General features: G+C 72.3%; 12 protein-coding genes and 1 pseudogene. 8 read left to right on the top strand and 5 right to left on the bottom strand.

Going from position 1 to position 19,644, the window contains the following annotated elements; translation table 11 throughout:
• The first annotated feature begins 122 nt into the window (after window positions 1–122).
• The 3 genes and pseudogenes from ACFYMU_RS22930 (at window position 123) to ACFYMU_RS22920 (ending at window position 3,212) form a co-directional block, all read left to right on the top strand.
• Window positions 123–1,168, top strand: a pseudogene (locus ACFYMU_RS22930) (cation:proton antiporter).
• A complete protein-coding gene (locus ACFYMU_RS22925; RefSeq protein ID WP_388376092.1) occupies window positions 1,165–2,463 on the top strand; it encodes an SLC13 family permease in 1,299 nt (432 codons plus the stop codon). Before ACFYMU_RS22930 ends, ACFYMU_RS22925 begins: the two are co-directional and overlap by 4 nt.
• A gap of 104 nt (window positions 2,464–2,567) precedes the next feature.
• The gene (locus ACFYMU_RS22920) at window positions 2,568–3,212 is read left to right on the top strand and encodes a dihydrofolate reductase family protein (protein WP_388376089.1); all 645 of its coding nucleotides are present in this window, start codon (window positions 2,568–2,570) and stop codon (window positions 3,210–3,212) included.
• Between the two features lie 48 nt (window positions 3,213–3,260).
• Here ACFYMU_RS22920 and ACFYMU_RS22915 read toward each other — a convergent pair whose 3' ends face one another.
• Entirely contained in the window at window positions 3,261–4,493 is a 1,233-nt protein-coding gene (locus tag ACFYMU_RS22915) for a PucR family transcriptional regulator (RefSeq protein WP_388376244.1), read from the bottom strand.
• Window positions 4,494–4,631: 138 nt separating this feature from the next.
• On the opposite strand from ACFYMU_RS22915, the gene ACFYMU_RS22910 reads away from it, so the two are divergent.
• Together ACFYMU_RS22910 and ACFYMU_RS22905 are read left to right on the top strand one after the other, a co-directional pair.
• Entirely contained in the window at window positions 4,632–5,528 is an 897-nt protein-coding gene (locus ACFYMU_RS22910) for an SGNH/GDSL hydrolase family protein (RefSeq protein ID WP_388376086.1), read from the top strand.
• A 1-nt stretch (window position 5,529) separates the two neighbouring features.
• Window positions 5,530–7,575, top strand: coding sequence for a hypothetical protein (locus ACFYMU_RS22905; RefSeq protein ID WP_388376082.1), 2,046 nt, complete (start codon window positions 5,530–5,532; stop codon window positions 7,573–7,575).
• A gap of 161 nt (window positions 7,576–7,736) precedes the next feature.
• Here ACFYMU_RS22905 and ACFYMU_RS22900 read toward each other — a convergent pair whose 3' ends face one another.
• Both ACFYMU_RS22900 and ligA read right to left on the bottom strand, forming a co-directional pair.
• Window positions 7,737–8,300 (bottom strand): DUF6939 family protein, encoded by a 564-nt coding sequence (locus ACFYMU_RS22900; protein WP_388376080.1) that lies wholly within the window; start codon window positions 8,298–8,300, stop codon window positions 7,737–7,739.
• 18 nt (window positions 8,301–8,318) lie between these two features.
• Window positions 8,319–10,406: an NAD-dependent DNA ligase LigA gene (gene ligA, locus ACFYMU_RS22895; protein WP_388376078.1), complete on the bottom strand. Its 2,088-nt coding sequence runs from the start codon at window positions 10,404–10,406 to the stop codon at window positions 8,319–8,321.
• A gap of 229 nt (window positions 10,407–10,635) precedes the next feature.
• Between ligA and ACFYMU_RS22890 the strand changes: the two genes are divergently transcribed.
• Both ACFYMU_RS22890 and ACFYMU_RS22885 read left to right on the top strand, forming a co-directional pair.
• Window positions 10,636–14,355 (top strand): CHAT domain-containing protein, encoded by a 3,720-nt coding sequence (locus ACFYMU_RS22890; protein WP_388376075.1) that lies wholly within the window; start codon window positions 10,636–10,638, stop codon window positions 14,353–14,355.
• A 129-nt stretch (window positions 14,356–14,484) separates the two neighbouring features.
• On the top strand, window positions 14,485–16,251 hold the full coding sequence (locus tag ACFYMU_RS22885) for a WD40 repeat domain-containing protein (RefSeq protein ID WP_388376072.1): 1,767 nt from the start codon (window positions 14,485–14,487) through the stop codon (window positions 16,249–16,251).
• Window positions 16,252–16,276: 25 nt separating this feature from the next.
• Here the strand turns inward: ACFYMU_RS22885 and ACFYMU_RS22880 are convergent, their stop codons facing one another.
• Window positions 16,277–17,092 (bottom strand): VOC family protein, encoded by an 816-nt coding sequence (locus ACFYMU_RS22880; protein ID WP_388376069.1) that lies wholly within the window; start codon window positions 17,090–17,092, stop codon window positions 16,277–16,279.
• A gap of 217 nt (window positions 17,093–17,309) precedes the next feature.
• Between ACFYMU_RS22880 and ACFYMU_RS22875 the strand changes: the two genes are divergently transcribed.
• Window positions 17,310–18,161 (top strand): sulfurtransferase, encoded by an 852-nt coding sequence (locus ACFYMU_RS22875; protein ID WP_388376067.1) that lies wholly within the window; start codon window positions 17,310–17,312, stop codon window positions 18,159–18,161.
• A gap of 103 nt (window positions 18,162–18,264) precedes the next feature.
• Here ACFYMU_RS22875 and sepH read toward each other — a convergent pair whose 3' ends face one another.
• Window positions 18,265–19,305, bottom strand: coding sequence for a septation protein SepH (gene sepH, locus ACFYMU_RS22870; RefSeq protein ID WP_388376064.1), 1,041 nt, complete (start codon window positions 19,303–19,305; stop codon window positions 18,265–18,267).
• Window positions 19,306–19,644: the final 339 nt, after the last annotated feature.

Here is a 19,644-nt window from a genome sequence, read left to right as displayed (position 1 = left end):
AGGGCTGCACGTAACGGGCCTGTCAAAGACGCACCAAGGACAGGTAAGGTTCCTCCCGGTGTGCCGGGAAGCCTGGTCGGCGAGCAGGGGACAGTTCTCTCTCTTCCGATCGGGGCGTTTCCATGGTGCTGGTGGTGGTGTTCGGCGTTGCGCTGCTGGTGGCGGTGCTGTTGTCGGGCCTTGCGGCACGGACGGTGCTGTCCACGTCCTTGCTGTTCCTGGTCGGAGGCGCGCTCGTCAGTGACGGTTTCCTCGGCCTGATCCACATCACTCCCGACAGCGAGATCGTGTCGGTGACGGCCGACCTGGCCCTGTTCGCGGTGCTGTTCACCGACGGCATGCACGTCTCGCTGCCGAAGCTGCGCGCCAACTGGAGGAACCCGGCACGGGCCCTCGGCCTGGGCATGCCCTCATTGCCGCGGCCGGTCCGACGGCCGCCGGCCTGGAGGCGTCCCCCGGGAAGATCGTCGTGGAGCTGATGCTCGGTCTGCTCTTCGGTGTCGTGCTGCCCCTGTGCGTCAACGGGCTGGTGCGCTTCCGGCTGCTGGGCGCGGAGCCCGGACTGCAGCCGCTGCTGCCGCTGGCGACCGGCATCATCCTGTACGCCGCCTGCCACCTCACGCACGCCAACCCGTACTTGGCGGCGTTCTCGGCGGGCGCGGCCCTCGCGCATGTCTCCCCGGAGGCGCAGAGGTCCTTCGAGCCGCTGGGGGAGGCGCTGGCGGAGCTGGCGAAGTTCGCGGCACTGCTGGTGTTCGGCGCACTGCTGACCCCGCGGCTGTTCGGCGACCTGTCGCTCGGCGGGTACGCGGCGGTGATCCTGGCGATCTTCCTGATCCGTCCGGCCTCGCTGCTGCTGTCGCTGCTCGGCACGCGTCTCTCCCGGCGGGAGAAGCTTGTGGCGGCCTGGTTCGGCCCCAAGGGCTTCGCGTCGGTGGTGTACGGGCTGCTGGTGCTGCGGTCCGGCATCCCGCAGGCCGAGAAGGCGTTCACGTTGACCGCCGTCTGCATCGCCTTCTCGATCGTCGCCCACAGCTCCACCGACGTGCCGATCGCCCGTGCCTTCGACGTGGAGGACCTGACGGGCGTCCCGGACGGACGCGACGACGCGGACGTCCCCCCGACCGCGGCCCCGCCGGCCCCTGGCGCAAAGACCGGAGGAACGTGAACGACTGGCTCGGCTGGGCCGCGATCGTCGTCTTCGCCGGCGCGTACGCTCTGATCATCAGCGAGAAGATCCACCGCGTCGCCGTGGCCCTCGGCGGCGCGGGCCTGATGCTGGCGATCGGGGCGACCGACGACGTCTCGGCGTTCTACTCCGCGGACTCCGGCATCGACTGGAACGTCATCTTCCTGCTCATGGGCATGATGGTGATCGTCGGCGTGCTGAAGCGGACCGGCGTGTTCGAGTACCTGGCGATCTGGGCGGCCAAGCGGGCCCGCGGCAGACCGTTCCGGGTCATGGCCATGCTGGTCGTCATCACGGCACTGGCCTCGGCACTGCTGGACAACGTCACCACGGTGCTGCTGGTCGCCCCGGTCACGCTGCTGGTGTGCGAGCGCCTCGCGCTGCCCGCGGCCCCGTTTCTCATCGCCGAGGTCATGGCCTCCAACATCGGCGGTACGGCGACCCTGGTCGGCGACCCGCCGAACATCATCATCGCCAGCCGGGCCGGCCTCGCCTTCAACGACTTCCTCGTCCACCTGGCCCCGCTCGCCGTCGTGCTGGTGGCCGTGCTCCTCCTGCTCTGCCGGGTGATGTTCCGCAGGTCCTTCGTCTACGACGAGGACCGCGCCGCCGAGATCATGGCCCTGGAGGAGCGAGAGGCCATCAGCGACCCGAAGCTGCTCGTCCAGGGACTCGTCGTCCTCGCCGCGGTCGTGGCCGGCTTCGTCCTCCATCCGGTACTCCACTACGAACCCAGCATCGTGGCCCTGCTCGGTGCCGGTCTGCTCGTCGCCGTGTCGGCCGTCGAGACGCAGGACGTCCTGGCCGAGGTGGAGTGGCCCACGCTCGCCTTCTTCGCCGGTCTGTTCGTCATGATCGGCGGCCTCATCGACACCGGCGTCGTCAGCGAGATCTCCCGGCACCTGGCGGACGCCATCGGCGGCAACGAGCTGGGCGGCTCGCTCACCCTGCTCGGAGGCTCGGCGGTGCTGTCGGGCATCGTCGACAACATCCCGTACGTCGCCACCATGGCCCCCATCACCAGCGACCTGGTGCGCGACATGGGCGGCGCGGGCGACCACGTCATGTGGTGGGCGCTCACCCTCGGTGCCGACCTGGGCGGCAACGCCACCGCCATCGGCGCCTCCGCGAACGTCGTGGTCCTCGGCATCGCCGAACGCAACCGGCAGCCCATCTCCTTCTGGCAGTTCACCAAGTACGGTCTCGTCGTGACCGCGGCGACCGTGGCGGTCTCCCTGGTCTACGTGTGGCTGCGCCACTTCGCGCTCCCGTGAGAAAAGAGCTGGGGGCCGCTGTCGATCCGGCCACGTGCCGTTCGACGTCAGGGTGTGCGGCGCCCCGCCGCGCGATGACGCGACAGGACCTGACGAGGAAGAACGTGGATCAACTGCTGAGAGTCATGAACTTCAACGTCTCGAGTGAGGGACTCGGTGCCGGTGAGCACCAGAGTCTCGAGCGGCCGTTCGGCTACGACCGTCCCGAGAGACTGTTCGGCTGGGCCGGAGCCACGGCGAGCTGGCCCATGCGCACGGATCCCGGGGGGAGCCGGGGCCTCGACGACTACTTCACACGAGACTTCGCGCGCAACATCGGCGCCGAGATCATGGGCCGTAACAAGTTCGGCCCGCAGCGCGGGCCCTGGCAGGACCATGAGTGGCGCGGCTGGTGGGGGGAGGAGCCCCCGTTCCGCACTCCGGTGTTCGTCATGACGCACCACACGCGTCCGTCGTTCGCGCTCTCCGACACCACGTTCCACTTCGTCGACGGCGACCCGGCCACGGTGCTCGAACAGGCGCGGGAGGCGGCGCAGGGCAAGGACGTCCGACTCGGCGGCGGGGTCACCACCATCCGGCAGTTCCTCGACGCCGGCCTCGTCGACACCATGCATGTGGCGGTCTCGCCGGTGAAGCTCGGGCCCGGACTGCGGCTCTGGGAGTCCCCCGACGAGCTGCTCGACCGGTTCCACCTGGAGGTCGTGCCCAGCCCGAGTGGCGTGACGCACCACCTGTTCTGGCGAAGGTGACGCGAGAACCTCCGCGCTTCCGCCGCCGGCACCTGGACCCGAGGAACTTCACTGTGCCGTCGGGTGCTCCGCCGCCGTCGCCCGGCTCAGGGTCCTGCGGGCGACGAGCGCCGCGTTGAGGTGCTGCCAGTCGGCGGGCCGGCTGGGGTGGAGACCGGTGAGGTGGGCGATGCGGCGGATGCGATAGTCCACGGTGTTGGGGTGGACATGCAGGGTGGCGGCGGTGCTGCGGCGGTCGAGGTCGTGGTGGAGGTATGTCTCCAGCGTGCGGAGGAGTTCAGGTTTGCGGTCGAGCGGCTGGAGGAGCAGGGCGAGGCCGCTGAGCGCTTCGCTGGGGCGGCTGAGCTGGTAGTCGAGCAGTACGTCGGCCAGCCGGTACAGGCCGGGCCGCCGACCGGTGCGGCGGACCAGGTCCACGATTTCCGAGGTCTGGGTGATGGCGGAGGGAAGCGCGGCGGGCGCCGTGACGGCGGCTGCCGCGGTGATGGACGTACCGGTCGTGCGGGCCATGTGGTCGACCAGTTCGCACAGTTCGTCCCAGGGCGGCGCGGCGGTGACGGGCATGAGCGCGGTGCCGCCGGTCGGGTCGAGGGCGGTGAGGCAGGTTTCGCCCGCGAAGTGGTCGAGTGCGGACTGTACGCGGCGGATCTTGCGGCGGGCCGCGATCCTGGCCCGTGGGCCGGGGCCGTTCTCATCCTGGTGCCGGCCCAGGGACAGGCTCATCGCGACGTAGTGCGGCGCGAGGCGTAATCCGGTGCGCCGGGTGAGGTGCTCCAGGGGCTCTCCTGCCAGCAGGGCCGCCATCAGGGCGTTCCGGCCCACCTGCTCCTGGCTGTCGATGATCGTCCGGGCCTCCAGGTAGGCGGCGCTGACGACGGCCGTCAACTGCCGCTGGAAGACCAACAGATGGGCCAGGGCCTCCTGGAGATCCGCCAGGTCGAGGGGGCCGGCCCTGCCGGTGATCTCGGCCCAGCCCATCTCCGTTCCGATCTGGTAGGCGCTGAGGATGGCGTCCAGAGGCACCCCCTCGTCGGCCCGTTGGGCGGCGGAGTCGCGCTGCCGGGTGAGTTCGTCGCCCCGGGGCGGGGCGCGGCGCTCCAGAACGTCGGCGAACAGCCGCAGACTGCGCTGGACGATGTCCGCGATGTCCCCGGCGACTTCTTCGGACGGCAGCTCGGCGTAGGCGGGCAGCTCGGACAGCAAACGCTCCAGCACGCGCTTGGTGAGGTTCGGAACGCGGGCCCGCAGATGGGCGCCGACCGGCCGTCCGCCGATGGACAGAGGTGCGCCGCCACGGTCCCGGTCCTTGTTATGCGTCACAACGTCCCCAGGAGAACTCTGCGTTACCGGCCAGTTAAAGGCCGCCTCTTGCGTCTGCATGATGACCGGCGACACATTCCCCGGCATCTGGGAGCCGCTGTGAACTCTAAGTCGAACGCAGGCGTTTGGCACTTCGTCAAGGCCGGCATCGGGGCCGCCGCGGCCATGGGCATGATGCTGGGCGTGAGCGCCACGCCGGCCGCCGCCGACGGCGGCGGCCGGTACGTGGCACTGGGCGACTCGATGGCCTCCGGCCCGCTCATCCCGGACATCACCGGGCCGCTGGGCTGTGGCCGCTCCACGCACAACTACGCCCACTACCTGGCGCAGTCCCTGGGCGCCACCCTGAAGGACGTCACCTGCAGCGGGGCGACGAGCGAGCACATGACCAAGTCCCAGAAGCTCTCCGTCCTGGGTGTGCCGGCCGGACAGGCACCGCCGCAGTTCGACGCGCTCACCTCCGACACCACGCTGGTCACCCTCACCGTGGGCGGGAACGATGCCGGCCTCGTCGGCGTCGGCCAGAACTGCGTCCGGCTGGACCCGACCGCGACACCGTGCAAGGAGTCCTACATCAAGGACGGGGTGGACCAGGAGGCCCAGCGCATCGACGCGTTCGGCCCGAAGCTCGCGGCCGTGCTCGACGGCATCCACCAGCGCGCCCCCCAGGCCCGGATCCTGGTCACCGGGTACGGCGACTACATCAAGTCCGGTGGCTGCTGGCCGCTGGTGCCCGTGCTGCCCGAGGACGCGGACTGGCTGCAGGGCAGTGTCGACCACATGAACCGCGTGATCGCCGACCAGGCGTCCGCGCACGGCGCCACCTACGTCGACGTCCGCACTCCCAGCGCGGGGCACGACACCTGCCAGGATCCCGCGGACAAGTGGATAGAAGGCTTCGTCCCCACCGACCTCGCGGCACCGCTGCACCCCAACCGGCGCGGCGAGGAGAACTACGCGCGGATCATCGGCCAGGTCCTGTCGGCGGGGGCGTGAGATGGGTGCCGGCCGCCCCCGGACGGCGCCCGCCGCGCTGCTCGTCCTGCTCTTGGTGCTCGCCCCGTTCGCATCCGGCACGTCGTCCGCGCACGCCCGGTCGGCAGGGGACGTCCCCCGGGCCGGGGACGCGCCCGCCCGCGGCGGCTGCGACCCGATCGCGGCGGCCCCCTGCCTGCTGCCCTTCCCCAACGACTGGTACACCAGGGCCGACCCCACCACGCCCACCGGCCGCCGGGTCGCGTTCCAGGCGGAGGCCATGCCCGCCAACCAGGACGGCGAGCGTGCCGACCCCACGGCCTGGAACCGCGCCGACGGCTTCTCACCCGGCTCCGCCCTCCTCGCCCTCGTCCCCGGCCTCGACCTGGAGTCCACCGGTGCCGCGCCGATCACGGACATCGGCCGCTCCCTGGACGACGACGCCCCGATCGTCATCGTGGACACGGCCACCGGCAAGCGGTGGCCGTATTGGGCCGAACTGGACGCGAACGCCCGCAGCGCCGACCGCCAGGCGCTGATCGTCCACCCGGCGCGGAACTTCACCGAGGGCCACCGCTACGCCGTCGCCCTGCGCGGTCTGAAGGACTCTGCCGGCAGGCCGCTGCCGGTGCCGGCTGTCTTCGCCCGGCTCTCGGGGCCCGGCCTGCCGCACGACGACCCGCTGCATGCCCGTCAGCGCGCCCTCAAAGCGGTCCTGAAGGACCTGCGGCACGCGGGCGTCGGCAGCGTCGGCCTCGATCTCGCCTGGGACTTCACCGTCGCCTCGGCCAAGAGCCTCACCGGCGACCTCCTCGCCATCCGGGACGACGCCTTCCGGCAGCTGGGCGGCGCGGCACCCGCCTACACCATCACCCAGGTGAAGGACTTCACCCAGGAGCAGGATCCGCGCACAGCCCGGGAGGTGAACGGAGAGGTCACCGTCCCCAGCTATCTGAACGCTCCGGGCGGCCCACCCGGCTCGTTGTTCAACCGAGCTGCCGACGGCACGCCCAGCCGGCTGCCCGGGAACGTCCAGAAGGCGGCCTTCCGGTGCGAGATCCCGCGCAGCGCACTGGACCGCCCGTCGCGGCCCGCGCTGTACGGGCACGGACTGTTCGGCAGCCGCTCGGAGGTGGGTGCGGGCAACGTCAAGGCGATGGCGAACGAGCACGACATCACCTTCTGCGCCACCGACTGGATCGGTATGGCCGGGGAGGACGTGCCCACCGCCGTGGCCGCCATGCTCGACCTCGGCCACTTCCCGGCGCTCCCCGAGCGCACCCAGCAGGGCATGCTGAACGCCCTCTTCGTCGGCCGGGCCCTCGTCCACAGCCGGGGATTCACCGACGACCCGGCGTTCCGCTCCGCCGACGGCAAGCCGCTGCTCGACGCCGCTCAGGGTCTGGTGTACGACGGCAACAGCCAAGGCGGCATCCTCGGGGGTGCGCTCGTCGCCGCCTCCCCCGACATCCGCCGCGGCGTGCTGGGGGTCACCGGCATGAACTACAGCCTGCTCCTCAACCGCAGCGCCGATTTCGGCCTCTTCCAGGCCGTGCTGGACCTGACCTACCCGGACAAGGTCGACCAGCAGCTGTACCTGGGTCTCGCCCAGATGGTCTGGGACCACGGCGAGACCAACGGCTACGCCGGCCATCTCACCCGTGACCCGCTGCCCGGCACCCCCCGGCACCAGGTCCTGATGCACATCGCGTACGGCGATCACCAGGTGGCGAACATCGCCGCCGAGGTGGAGGCCCGTACACTCGGCGCACGGCTGGTCACGCCCGCGCTGGCAACGGGCCGCAGCCCGGACCGGGTCCCGTACTGGGGCATCCGGCCGGCCGGGAACCTGCCCTACCGCGGGTCGGCCATGGTGGTGTGGGACAGCGGAACGCCGTCACCGCCCACCACCAACACCCCACCCACCGAACCGGCCTACGGCCACGACCCCCACTCCGACCCGCGCAACTCACCCGCCGCGCGACGCCAGAAGGCCGCCTTCCTCGACAGCGGCCAGGTCATCGACGTCTGCGGCAGCGCTCCCTGCACCGCCGCGCCCACTTCCTGACCGACACCCGCCGATCCGCGCGGCGTGCCGCGACCCGGTGGAAGGGCCTCTTGGCAGCTCGCGGTCGTCGAATCCAGCGAGTGGCAGGAGGCCCTGTGTCGCGGTGTCGAGCGGTGGTGGCCCGTCACCGGGACACTCATCGCGTTCGATCACCGGCCAGGTCACAAGGCATCCGCGTCACCTTCTCGGGGCCAGCGCCCTTCTATGTGCAGTCGGACGAGCGCAGCGTGGGAGAGCGGGCCGGCGGGATCGGTGACGTCGCCGTTGGTGGTGTAGTCCAGGAGTACGACATCCTTCATGGCGCGGATCCGCTCGACCAGATCAGCCACGCGGTGTTCGAGGACCCATCGGTAGGCCGGCAGGTAGATCCGGCGCCGGGCCGTCTCGTAGGGCAGGAGCCGGTCGCCCTGCAGACCGGTGCGGTGCCCCTGGACGGGGCCGAACCGACGCACGGTCCGCTTCAGCCCCTTCATCGTGGTGATCCTGAGCTTCGCGGGATCGACGTCGCAGTCCTCGAAGACCTTGAGGGCCTGCCAGATCCCCTCCACGGACTGGCTGGTCACCCCCTGGCAGTAGGGGACCGGGATGCCGCCGTGCGGGTAGAACGGACTCAGCCGCACCCACGGCTCCGGTCCCTTGGAGGTCACATCGACGACCTCTGCGCCAGGGAACGCGGCGGTCAGCGACGCCGTCGCACGACGACGGCCGGCGACATGGATCGACATCTGAGTACTCCTTCCGGCCTAGCCGAGGTAGTCGGCGACCAGGGTGGCGAATGCGTCCGGGGTGACCAGGCGGATGCCGAGATCCTCGGCCTTGGCTCGCTTGGACCCCGCGCCGTCCCCGGCGACGACCAGGGTGGTCTTCTTGGAGACGCTGGAGGAAGAGCGGCCGCCGGCTTGTTCGACGAGTTCGTTCATCTGGTTGCGGCTGAGCTTCTCCAGGGGGCCGGTCATCGCGCCGGTGACGACCACGGTCATCCCGGCCAGCGGTCCGCCCGCACGCTCGGTGCTCTCGTCGTGGTCGCCGGTGTCGCCGTCGGAGGGGATGGGCGCGGTGGCGCCGGGTTCGGTCATGTTGACCCCGGCGGCGGCGATTTTGTCGATGAGCGGGGCGAGTTCGGCGAGTTCCGCGACTATCGAGGGGGCCTTCTCGATGCCGATGCCCTCGACCTGCTGCATCGCTTCCGCGTCCGCGGCGCGGATGTTGTCCATGGTGGCGAAGTGCCGGGCGATACGGCGGGACATGGAGCGGCCGGTACCGCGGACCCCGAGCGCGCACAGCACCCGCGACAGCGGGCGGCTCTTGGCCGCGGCGATGGCGGCGAGGAGGTTGTCGGTGCTGGTGGCCCCCATTCGCTCCAGGCCCAGGAGCTGCTCGCGGGTGAGGGCGAACAGGTCGGCGAGATCGGCGACGAGGCCGGCGTCGACGAGCTGGACGACGCGGGTGTGGCCGAGGCCTTCGATGTCGAGCTGGTCGCGGCCGGCCGCGTAGGACAGGGCGGCCACCAGGTGGCAGTTGCGTCCGTTCGCGCAGCGCCAGCGCTGCTCGCCGGTGTCGATGCCGGCCCCGCAGCGCGGGCACGTCTCGGGAAAGGCGATGGGCCGTTCGTCGCCGGTGCGCAGGTGGGCGACGGGGGCTTCGACACGGGGGATGACGTCGCCGGCGCGGTGGACCATGACGTGGTCGCCCAGGCGCAGGTCGCGGCGGGTGATGTCGGCCGGGTTGTGCAGGGTGGCGTAGGTGATGGTGGCGCCGTCGATCTCGACCGGTTCCAGGACGGCGCGCGGGGCGATGACGCCGGTGCGGCCGACGTTCCACTCCACCTCGAGCAGCCTGGTGATCTTCTCGACGGCCGGCAGTTTGTAGGCGATCGCCCAACGCGGAGCGCGCGAACCCGAGCCTGCCGCCCGCTGGTCGGCGGCCAGGTCGGCCTTGATCACGATCCCGTCGATCCCGAACGGCAGCTCGGCCCGCAGAGCGGCGATCTCCCGCACCCGGGCCAGCACCTGCTCGACGGTGTCGGCGGTGATGCCGGGCACCGCGGTGGCGGCGGTGGTGTTGATCCCGAACGTCGCGGCCCGCGCCATCAGCTCGCTGTGCGCGAGTTCGCCCAGCCGCCCGGCGAGTGCCGTCTCGGTGTCGGGCAGGGGCAGCAGGCCGTAGCCGAAGAACGTCATCGGCACCGTGTAGGCGCGCTCCTTGGCGCGCAGGGTGCCCGCCGCGGCGCCGCGCGGGTTGGCGAACGGCTGCCCGCCGTGCGCGGTGCGCACCTCGTTGGCGTGCTCGAACTGGAGGGCCGTCATCAGGACTTCGCCGCGGACCTCCACGGTGACCGGCTCGGCGAGTTCCTCCGGCAGGCCCTCGATGGTGCCGATCGCGTGCGAGACGTCCTCCCCGGCCGTCCCGTCCCCGCGTGTGATCAGCTGTCTCAGGCGACCGCCGGCATAACGGGCGGCGACCGCGAGCCCGTCGAGCTTCGGCTCGACGCTGAACCGCTCGACCTCGTGGCCTGTGCGCCGGGCCAGGGAGGCGGTCCAGGCGGTGAACTCGTCCGGCGAGAACACGTTGTCCAGACTCAGCATCGCCACCGTGTGCGGGACATCGCCCTCCACGGCGCCGCCGGCGACCTTCCCCGTCGGGGAGTCGGGCAGCACCTGCTCGGGATGGCCGGCCTCCCACGCGGCGATGCCTCGCACCAGCCGGTCGTAGGCGTCGTCGTCCAATGCCGACGTCCCGCCCCCGTAGTAGGCGGCGGCCGCCTTCACCGCGTCCTCGACCGCCTGCGCGTAAGCGGCGGCATCCGTGATCACAGCTGCGGGTGTTGTCATGCCCGTCATCCTGCCTGCCACCACTGACAATTCGAGGAAGCCGGCCTCCGGCTGGTCACCGTCCCCGAGGCATCGTCCCGGCCCTGCGGCGGCAGTCGCCCTTCCTCAGGGTTGATCGCGACCGCCGCCGCGGGGAAACATGACGACCGCGGTGGCGGCGTCCTCGGTCCGCCGGGTCAGGCGTCCGCCCGCTCCCCCTTCCTCCGGTCGGCCGGTAGTCTCATGGGCGATGTCCTCCGACCCGCCACCCGATCCGGAGCTCCTGAACCAGCAGGCGATCGACCTGTTGGGCCGCGCCGTCGGGTCCGGTGACACGGTCCTGGTGGGCACCTGTATCGCGTTGTTCCAGGGCGTCGTCGCCATGACGCCGGAGCACCACCCGCACCGCGCCACCCGCCTGCACAACATCGCCGAGGCCCACCGGGTGCGGTACACGCTGACGGGACAGGCGGACGACGCCGACCGGGCGGTCGAGATCGGGCGGCAGGCCGTCGCCGCCCTCCAGGACGGCGACCCCAACACCGCGCTGATCCTGTCCAACGTCGGCGCGGCCCATCTCCTGCGGTTCCAGGGGGCCGGGCGCCCGAACGACCTGGACCGGGCCATCCAGCTGGCGCACCAGGCGGTCCTCGCGGCGGGCGCCGGCCCGAACACGGCGACGTACCTGTCCAATCTCGCCGCGGGACACCTGCTGCGGTTCCAGGAGACCGGGCAGGCCGCGGACCTGGACCGCGCCATCGGTACGGGTGAGCGCGCGTTGGCCGCCACCCCCGACCGTTCCCCCAACCGGGCGACCATCCTCAGCACCCTCGGCACCGCCCACCTGGCGCGCTTCGAACGGGCCGGCCGTCCGGCCGACCTCGACCGTGCCATCGACATCGGGGAGCAGGCCGTCGCCGTCGACACCGGCGACCCGAACCGGGTGAACGCCTTGTCCAACCTCGCCGTCGCCTACCTCGACCGGTTCCAGCGGACCGGGCGCCCGGCCGACCTGAACCGGGCCGTCGACCAGCTCGAACACGCGGTGGCCGCCACCCCGGACGACGCTCCCGACCGCGCAGCCCGCCTGTCCAACCTCGGCATCGCGTACCGGGAGCGGTTCGATCGGCTGGGGGACGTGGCGGACCTGGACCGGGCCGTCGACCGCCTCGATCGTGCGGTCGCCGCGACGCCCCCCGGCCACCGCCAGTTCGCAACGTTCCGGTCCAACCTCGGTCTCGCCCACAGAGCTCGGTTCGATCGGCTGGGCGACGTGGCCGATCTGGACCTGGCCGTCGCGCAGCACGAGCAGGCCGTCGCCGCCACACCCCCCGACCACCCGGATCAGGGGCCCCGCCTGTCCAACCTCGGTGCCGCCCACTCCGCGCGATTCAACCGCAACGGAAACCCCGCCGACATGCACCGGGCCGTCGAGAGCCTGCACAGAGCGGTCACCGCCGTGCCCGCCGACCACCCGCTCCGCGCGACCGTCCTGAACAACCTCGCGGCGGCCCTGCGGACTCGGTTCGACCGGCTGGGGGACGTGGCCGATCTGGACATGGCCGTCGCGCACCACGAACAGGCCGTGGCCGCCACGCCCACGGACCACCCGGATGTCGCGTACCGCCTGTCGAACCTCTCCCTCGCCCACTGGTCCAGGTTCGTCCGCACCGGGAAGGCGTCCGACATGGACGCGGCCATCGACGCCGGGAGACGCGCGGTGGCCGCCACCCCGGACGACCATCCGGACCGTGCGATGCGCCTGAACAACCTCGGCATCGCCTTCCTGCAACGGTTCGGGCACAACGGCAGCCTGCACGACCTGGAGCGGGCCGTCGCGCAGCACGAGGAGGCCGTGGCCGCGACACCGGCCGACCATCCGGGCCGGGCCATGCACCTGAACAACCTCGCGGTCGCGTACCAGGAGCGGGCCCAGCGCAGCCACGCCGGGACCGACTTCGACCGCGCCGTCGACCTCGCGCTCCTGGCGGTCGCGGCCACCCCGGCGGACCATCCGGACCGTGCGCTGCGCCTGTTCAACCTCACTCGGGCCCATCAGACACGGTACGAGCACTCGGGCGACCCGGCCGACCTGGACCGCTCTGTCGCCCTCGCGCAGGAGACGGCCGCCGCGGTCCCCGCCGACCATCCGGAGCGCGCCCGACATCTGTCCACCCTCGGCCATGCCTACCGGCTGCGGTTCCAGCGGACCGGTGCCGCGTCCGACCTCGACCGCGCCGTCGACGCCGCGGAACGGGCGGTCGCGGCCACCCCCGCCGACCATCCCAACCGGGCGGCACGCATCCATCTCCTCGGGACCTGTTACATGAGGCGGTGGAACAGCGGCGGCCCCCTCGACCGGTCGCGGATCGCCCGGCTCGCGCAGGACGCGCTCGCGGCCACGACGGCGCCTCCGTTCAACCGGCTCCGCGCCTGCTGGTCGGTCGGCCGGCTGGCCTACGTACTGGATGAACTGCACACCGCCCGGCTGCTGTTCGACACGGCGGTGGAGTTGCTGCCGCTGGTCGCGGCGCGGGAGACCTCCGCAGCGGACCACGAGCACCGCCTCGGCGCGAACCGGGGGCTGATCGGCGAGACGATCGCCGTGCACTGCGCCCTCGACGATCCGGGCGGTGCGCTCCGGGCCGGCGAGCTGGGCCGGGCGGTCCTGCTGGCGTCCCGGCTGGCGCTGCGGACCCCCCTCACCGAGCTCGAAGCCGAGCACCCCGCGCTGGCCGGCCGCCTGCGTCACGTCCGCGACGCCCTCAACGCGCCGGACCCTCCCGCCATGGCGCCGCCCGGCGGCCGGGACCAGGACCTCGTCGACCGGCGCAAGCGGCTGTGGGCCGAGCATGACGCCGTGCTGGCGGAGATCCGCCGACTGCCGGGCCTGGACCGGTTCCTGCTGCCGCCGGCGTGGACCGAACTGCGGCCGACCACCACCGGCGGGGCGGTCGTGCTGCTCAACGCCGGCCTGCAGCGGTGCGACGCCGTCGTCGTCACCGCCGACGGGCCGCCACTGCCGGTGCCGCTGCCCGCACTGCGGCTGGCGGACGTCGAGGCGTGGGCCGCCGAGCTGACCGAAGCGACGCACGGCGCCGGCTCTTTCACCGGCGAGCTGCGCCGGCGACGAGTGCTGACGGAGCTGCTCGGCCGGCTGTGGGACACGGCGGTCGAGCCGGTCCTGGACGCCGTCGAACGCCGGGTGCGCGGAGAGGACGGGGCACCGCCCCGTGTGTGGTGGATGCCGACCGGGCTGCTCGGGCTGCTGCCGCTGCACGCGGCCGGGCACCCCGGCCGGGCCGGGGCGCTCGACCGGGTGATCTCGTCGTACACGCCCACCCTGCGCGCCCTCGCCCGTGCTCGCGAACGCCCGGCCGCGACGGGCCTGCGCCGGCTCACGGTCGCTCTCGACCGGACCCCGGGTCTGCCGGACCTGCCGGCCACCGCCGCCGAGGCGGCGAACCTGCACGCCGCCCATCCCGGCATGCCGCTGCTCGTCAACGAACACGCCACCGCCGCCCGCGTGACCGGCGCACTCCCCGAGGCGAGCTGGGCACACTTCGCCTGCCACGCCGGCACCGACCCCGACACGCCGTCCGAGGGCGGGCTCCACCTCCACGACGGCGTGCTGTCCATCGCGGAGATCGGCCGCCGCAACCTCCGGGAGGCCGAACTCGCCTACCTGTCCGCGTGTTCCACCGGACATGTCGGCTGGCGGCACGCAGACGAGTCCATCCACCTCGCCTCCGCGTTCCAACTGGCCGGGTTCCGGCACGTCGTCGCGAGTCTGTGGCCGCTGGACGACCGCGTCGCGGCCGACGCGGCCGACCACTTCTACCGGCTGATGCCGGACACGCCGTCCGCCGACGACGCGGCGCTCGCACTCCACCATGTCATCCGGCGTCTGCGTACCGAGCACACCGGCCGACCGCACCTGTGGGCGTCGCTGATCCACAGCGGGCCTTGATCAGCGCCAGGTCCTGCGGCGGAGCACATCGCGAAACCGATTCCGCCGTATGAGAACTGATGTTCTGTTACAGTCCGAGCGCCGCCCCGGCGGCGATCACGGTTCGACAGGACTCTTGGGGGGGTTCACTTGTCTGAGTACCGTCATGCCCATCGTCATGCCCGCTTCCGGCGGGCCCGCGGTCTGCTCGCCGCGCTGGCGGTCTGCACCGCCACGCTCACCACCGGCGCACCGGCCGCGCACGCGGCCGAGCCGGGCGAACCGTCGGACACCGCTGTCAGACTGCCGTCCAGCACCTATTCACGCATGCTGGTCGACCAGGGCCGCCAGCGTGTCTACGTCACCACGGGCGCGCTCAACGCCACCGTGCACGAACTGCTGGTGTACGACTTCGACGGCAACCTGCTGCGGACCGTGAAGACCGATGCCCTCATCGACCCGGGAGCGATGATGCTCTCCGCGGACGGCAGCATCCTCTACGTCGGCGTGGGCAGCTACATCTTGATGTTCAACCCCGACACCTTCTCCTACATCGGTGGCGGCTGGGTCCGCAGCGACTTCTTCAAGGGGAGGTGCGCCGGGGACATCGTGGTGACGACCGGCGGCACGCTCCGGTTCACCAGGATGACCAGACAGTCGGCCCCGACGGACTGCACCACCGAGCCCCAGGCGCTCTACAGCGTCCTGCCGGGCGGCGACCAACCGGAGAGCATCTCGAGCGAGGTCGACCCGAAGATCGCTGTCTCACCCGCCGGCGACAAGATCGTCGAGGCGTACGCCTACGGGTCCAAGCTGGCCGTCGGCGTGTGGAACGCGACCGGGTCGAACCTCACCCGGTCGGCCCTGCGCGGGTTCGTCGGCCCGAACGACCCGACGACGGTGCCGCGGGACGTGGCGGTGAGTCCTGACGGCGAGCTCGCCCTGGTCGCGGCCGGGGTGTCGGGAACCAAGACGCTGTCGATCACCGACCTGAGCGAAGTGGCGCCCGGATACGGGCCGTTGCCCGACGGCACCAGCTCGACGGCGGTCGCGTTCAGCCCGGACGGCTCGCTCCTCGCGCGCGGTGGCGCGGTCGACGGCACCGCGGCCGACCTCCTGGTCCAGAGCGCCGATCCCGCCCGGGGCGACGCCCCCCGGGAGTACGCCTTCACCGACGGGACGAACGGCGGCGACCGCGTGGCCGACCGCGGACTGGCCTTCAGCGCCGACGGCTCCCGCCTGTTCGCCATGACCACCGACGCCGCCGGGGACGCGTACTGGCTCCACGTCATCAGCAACCCCGACGCGCGCTACCACTCCTCCTTCGACTCCCCGCTGACCGCGCAGCCCGGCACCCCGTACGCCGGCCAGGCAGTGCGGATCTCCGGCCGGCTGCAGCTGAACGGCCCCGCGCCCAGCCGCCCCGTGCAGGTGACCGCTCTCCGGCACGACTCGGACGGCGACCACGCGGTGCCGTCGGCCACCGTGGGCTCGGACGGCACCTTCACCCTGGACGACACCCCGGCCGTCACCGGGCAGGCCACCTACACCGTCTCCTTCGCCGGCGACTCCGCGCACGACCCCGCCCAGGACGCCACGCTCGCCGTGGACGTGGTCAAGGCGCCCACCGACCTGACCCTCGACCCGCCCACCCGGGCGACCACGTCGGGGGTGGAGATCCACGGCACCCTGACCACGCCGGGGGCCGCGCTGTCGGCCGGCACCACCGTCGACGTGCGCAGGGTGACGAAGAAGGGCGTCATCGACCTGCCCGCCGTCGCCGTCGGCCCCGACGGCTCCTTCACGGTGGACGACGTACCGCCCGCCAAGGGCAGCACCCTCTACGTGGTTTCCTACGACGGAGACGCGCTGCACGAGGCGTCGGCGGACTACGTGACCGTCGACGTCACCCCTTGACCCCAGGCCCGGGCCGACCGGCGATTCACCCGAATGCCCGGTCGGCCCGGCTGACCATCGAGAACGTCGCGCCCTCCGGGTCGGCGACCGTGACCGTGGGGCCCAAGGCCGTGTGGCTCTCGGGACGCACGACATGGCCGCCCAGCTCGGTGACCCGCGCGGCCGCCGTCTCGACGTCCGCGACCTGAAAGTACGTCATCCAGTGTGGGCCCCGGTCGCGGGGCAGGGCATGACCGACGCCGTGGATGCCCGCGACCGGACGGCCCCCGATGTGCAGCGTGACGTAGTCGACGTCGGCGGAGACGACCGGCTCCTCCTCGTAGCCGAAGACGGTCTGGTAGAACTTGGCGACGCTCTCCGTGTCGTAGGTGAGCAGCTCGTGCCAGACCGGCGTGCCGGGCTGACCCGTCAGGACGGTGCCGAGGGGGCCGGCCGCCTGCCAGACGCCGAAGACCGCGCCCATCGGGTCGCAGGCGATCGCCAGCCGTCCTGCCTCTCCCGCGTCCAGGGGCCCGACCCCCACCGTGCCGCCGCAGCTGCGGACGGCCTCGGCGGTCGCGTCCACGTCGTCCGAGGCGAGGTACGGCGTCCAGGCGATGGGCAGGTGGCGGTCCGGCGGCAGCTGCCCGATGCCCGCCACGTCGTGGCTCTCCAGCACGGCCCGCACGTAGGGCCCCAGCTGCTGCGGTCCCGGCCGGAACTCCCAGCCGAACAGCGCCCGGTAGAACTCCCGGGTCGCCGCGATCCCGTGCACCATCAGGCTCACCCGGCACGGTGTGCCGGGCGCGTGTCGAGCGTGCGGTGCGCCGTTCCGGCCGGCCGACTCCCGTGCCTCGGTCATGGTCGCTCTCTCCTCGGCCCCTCGTGGCGGCCGTTCGGCCCACGGCCCGAGCAGGCCCGATTCGTCATCTCGCATCCGTTTCGATGCGATGAACGCGGGATGTCCGTCGGCCGTACGGCATGTGTCCGATCCCGTACGCCGGGTGATCGGACCTGTCCGGCGGAGCAGAGTAGCCGGACCTGAGCGAGGCGGCCACCCCGTACGCAAGGATGGGCCCATGAAGGCCATCATCTCCGCATCCGAACTCGCGAGTGACCTGGCGGGAGCGCGACCCCCCACGCTCCTGGACGTCCGCTGGCAGCTGACCGCCGCGAAGGCGGCGGGCGCCGCGCCCTTCGACGGCCGCGCCGAGTACGCGGCAGGGCACATCCCCGGCGCCGTCTTCGTGGACCTGGACGCCGACCTCGCGGACCCCCCCGGCCGCGCCGGACGGCATCCGCTGCCCGACACGGAGCGTTTCGGCGCCGCCGTGCGGGCCGCCGGCGTCCGCGCGGACCGGCCGGTCGTCGTCTACGACGGCGGGCAGTGCTGGGCCGCCGCCCGCGCGTGGTGGATGCTGCGCTGGACGGGTCACCCGGACGTGCGAGTGCTCGACGGCGGGCTGGCCACCTGGGACGGACCGGTGACATCGGGGACGGAGGAGGCCGTCCCGGGTGACTTCCGGCCCGTGCCGGGCGCGCTGCGGCTCCTGGACGCCGACGGTGCCGCGGCGCTGGCCCGCACGGGGGTGCTCCTGGACGCGCGGGCCGGTGAGCGCTACCGGGGAGAGGTCGAGCCGATCGATCCCGTGGGCGGACACGTCCCCGGCGCGGTGTCGGCGCCGACGGGGGAGAACGTGGCCCCGACCGGGCGCTTCCTGCCCGCCGCCGAACTGGCGGAGCGCTTCAGGTCGCTCGGCGCCACGGAGGGCACGGAGGTCGGCGTGTACTGCGGGTCGGGTGTCTCGGCGGCCCACGAGGTGCTGGCACTCGCGATCGCGGGAATCCCGGCCGCGCTCTACGTGGGATCGTGGTCGGAGTGGTCCGCGGACGGCAACCGCCCGGTGGCGGTGGGCCCCGACCCGCAGTGAACGGGTGGCCGACCGGGCCGCCGGACGGGGCGTCCGGCTCCGGAACGGCGCCAGGTGCGGGGTCCACGCCGTCGTCGAGTGGACCCCGTCCCCGTGGGCCCGGCTACTCTTGCTTCTTGCGCCGGGTTCCGAACACGATCTCGTCCCAGCTGGGGACCGCGGCTCTGCGGCCGGGCCGGACACCGTCCGCCTCGGCCTGACGGTCCGTCGCACCGACCAACCGGTCGCGGTGGCTGCCCACCGTGCGCGGCATGAGGACGTCCGCGTACGCGGAGCCGGCCGAGGCCGCGGGCGCGGGGGGCTCCTCCGCCGCCGGCTCCTCGGCGGGGGGCTCCTCCTGCGGCTCCGCGGGCCGTTCGGGCACCACCATGTCGCCGCGGAAGCTGGGCACCGCCTCCAAGAGGCTGGTGAGCGAGTCGCGTTCGGCGGTGCTCTCCTCCACGGGCTCGGGCGACTGCGACGGCAGGACCGGGCGCTCCGCCTGGCGGTCCAGGGCGCGGTCCAGCCGGCCCTCGCGCGGCAGGCGGGCGATCCGCGGCACGAAGGGATAGCTCGGCTCGGGCGCCGCGAGGTCGTCGGACTCGCCGATCAGTGAGCGTGCCTCGTCGTCGACGGCCTGGACGAGCCGTCGGGGCGGGTCGTACGTCCAGCTCGCCGAGTGCGGCTCGCCCGCGACCCGGTAGACCAGCAGGACCTCCCACGTGCCGTCGTCGCGGCGCCAGGAGTCCCATTGCACGGTGTCCTTCTCGGCGCCGCGCAGCAGCAACCGCTCCTGGACGGCCTCGCCGAGCTGCGGACCGGCGTTCTCGCCGGGTCGGCGCACGGGTGTCTTGCGGGCCCGCTCGGCCATGAAGGCACGCTCGGCCAGCACCGGCCCCTCGAAGCGGCGCACGCGGTCGACGGGGATCCCGGCGAGCTGTGCGACCTCCTCGGCGGACGCCCCGGCCCGTATGCGGGCCTGGATGTCCCGCGGGCGGAGATGGCTCTCCACCTCGATCTCGATCTGGCCGAGGCGAGGACGGTCGCCGCGCACGGCGGCGCGGAGCCGTTCGTCGATCGGAAGCGTGTACTCCGTGCTGTCCGCAGCCTTCAGCACCAGCCGTGTGCCGTCATTGGAGACGGCCACGACACGCAGTTCGGGCATGGGGACCTCCCGGGTGGTGCCTGCCGACGTCACGTGCGTCGCTGCTTCCGCTAGTCGAGTGTGGCCTGCCCGGGTGCAGCCTGCCACAACCTTGCCGAGTTGCCCGGCGTGTCGGGCACGGGCCCTGCATCGCCGTTATGGCACGGTTACCTATTCGCAACGCTAAGTGACCAACACCGTCACCCTGTGCAACTAGCCCCCTCCCGGCGGTCCAGCAAGGACCCGGACATCCTGGTGGGAGCCCGGGCCCAGGGCTCGCAACAGTACTCCATTCGGACCATGTCCGTGGGTCGGCGCGCCGCCCAACTTCTGGCAAGGGGGGCGAGTTGGTCGTCCGAT

The sequence above is a fragment of the Streptomyces sp. NPDC007264 genome (genome assembly GCF_042869095.1).
Lineage (GTDB): Bacteria > Actinomycetota > Actinomycetes > Streptomycetales > Streptomycetaceae > Streptomyces.
The sequence above is the reverse complement of the archived record's forward strand: the minus strand, read 5'-3'. Positions and strand labels throughout refer to the sequence as shown.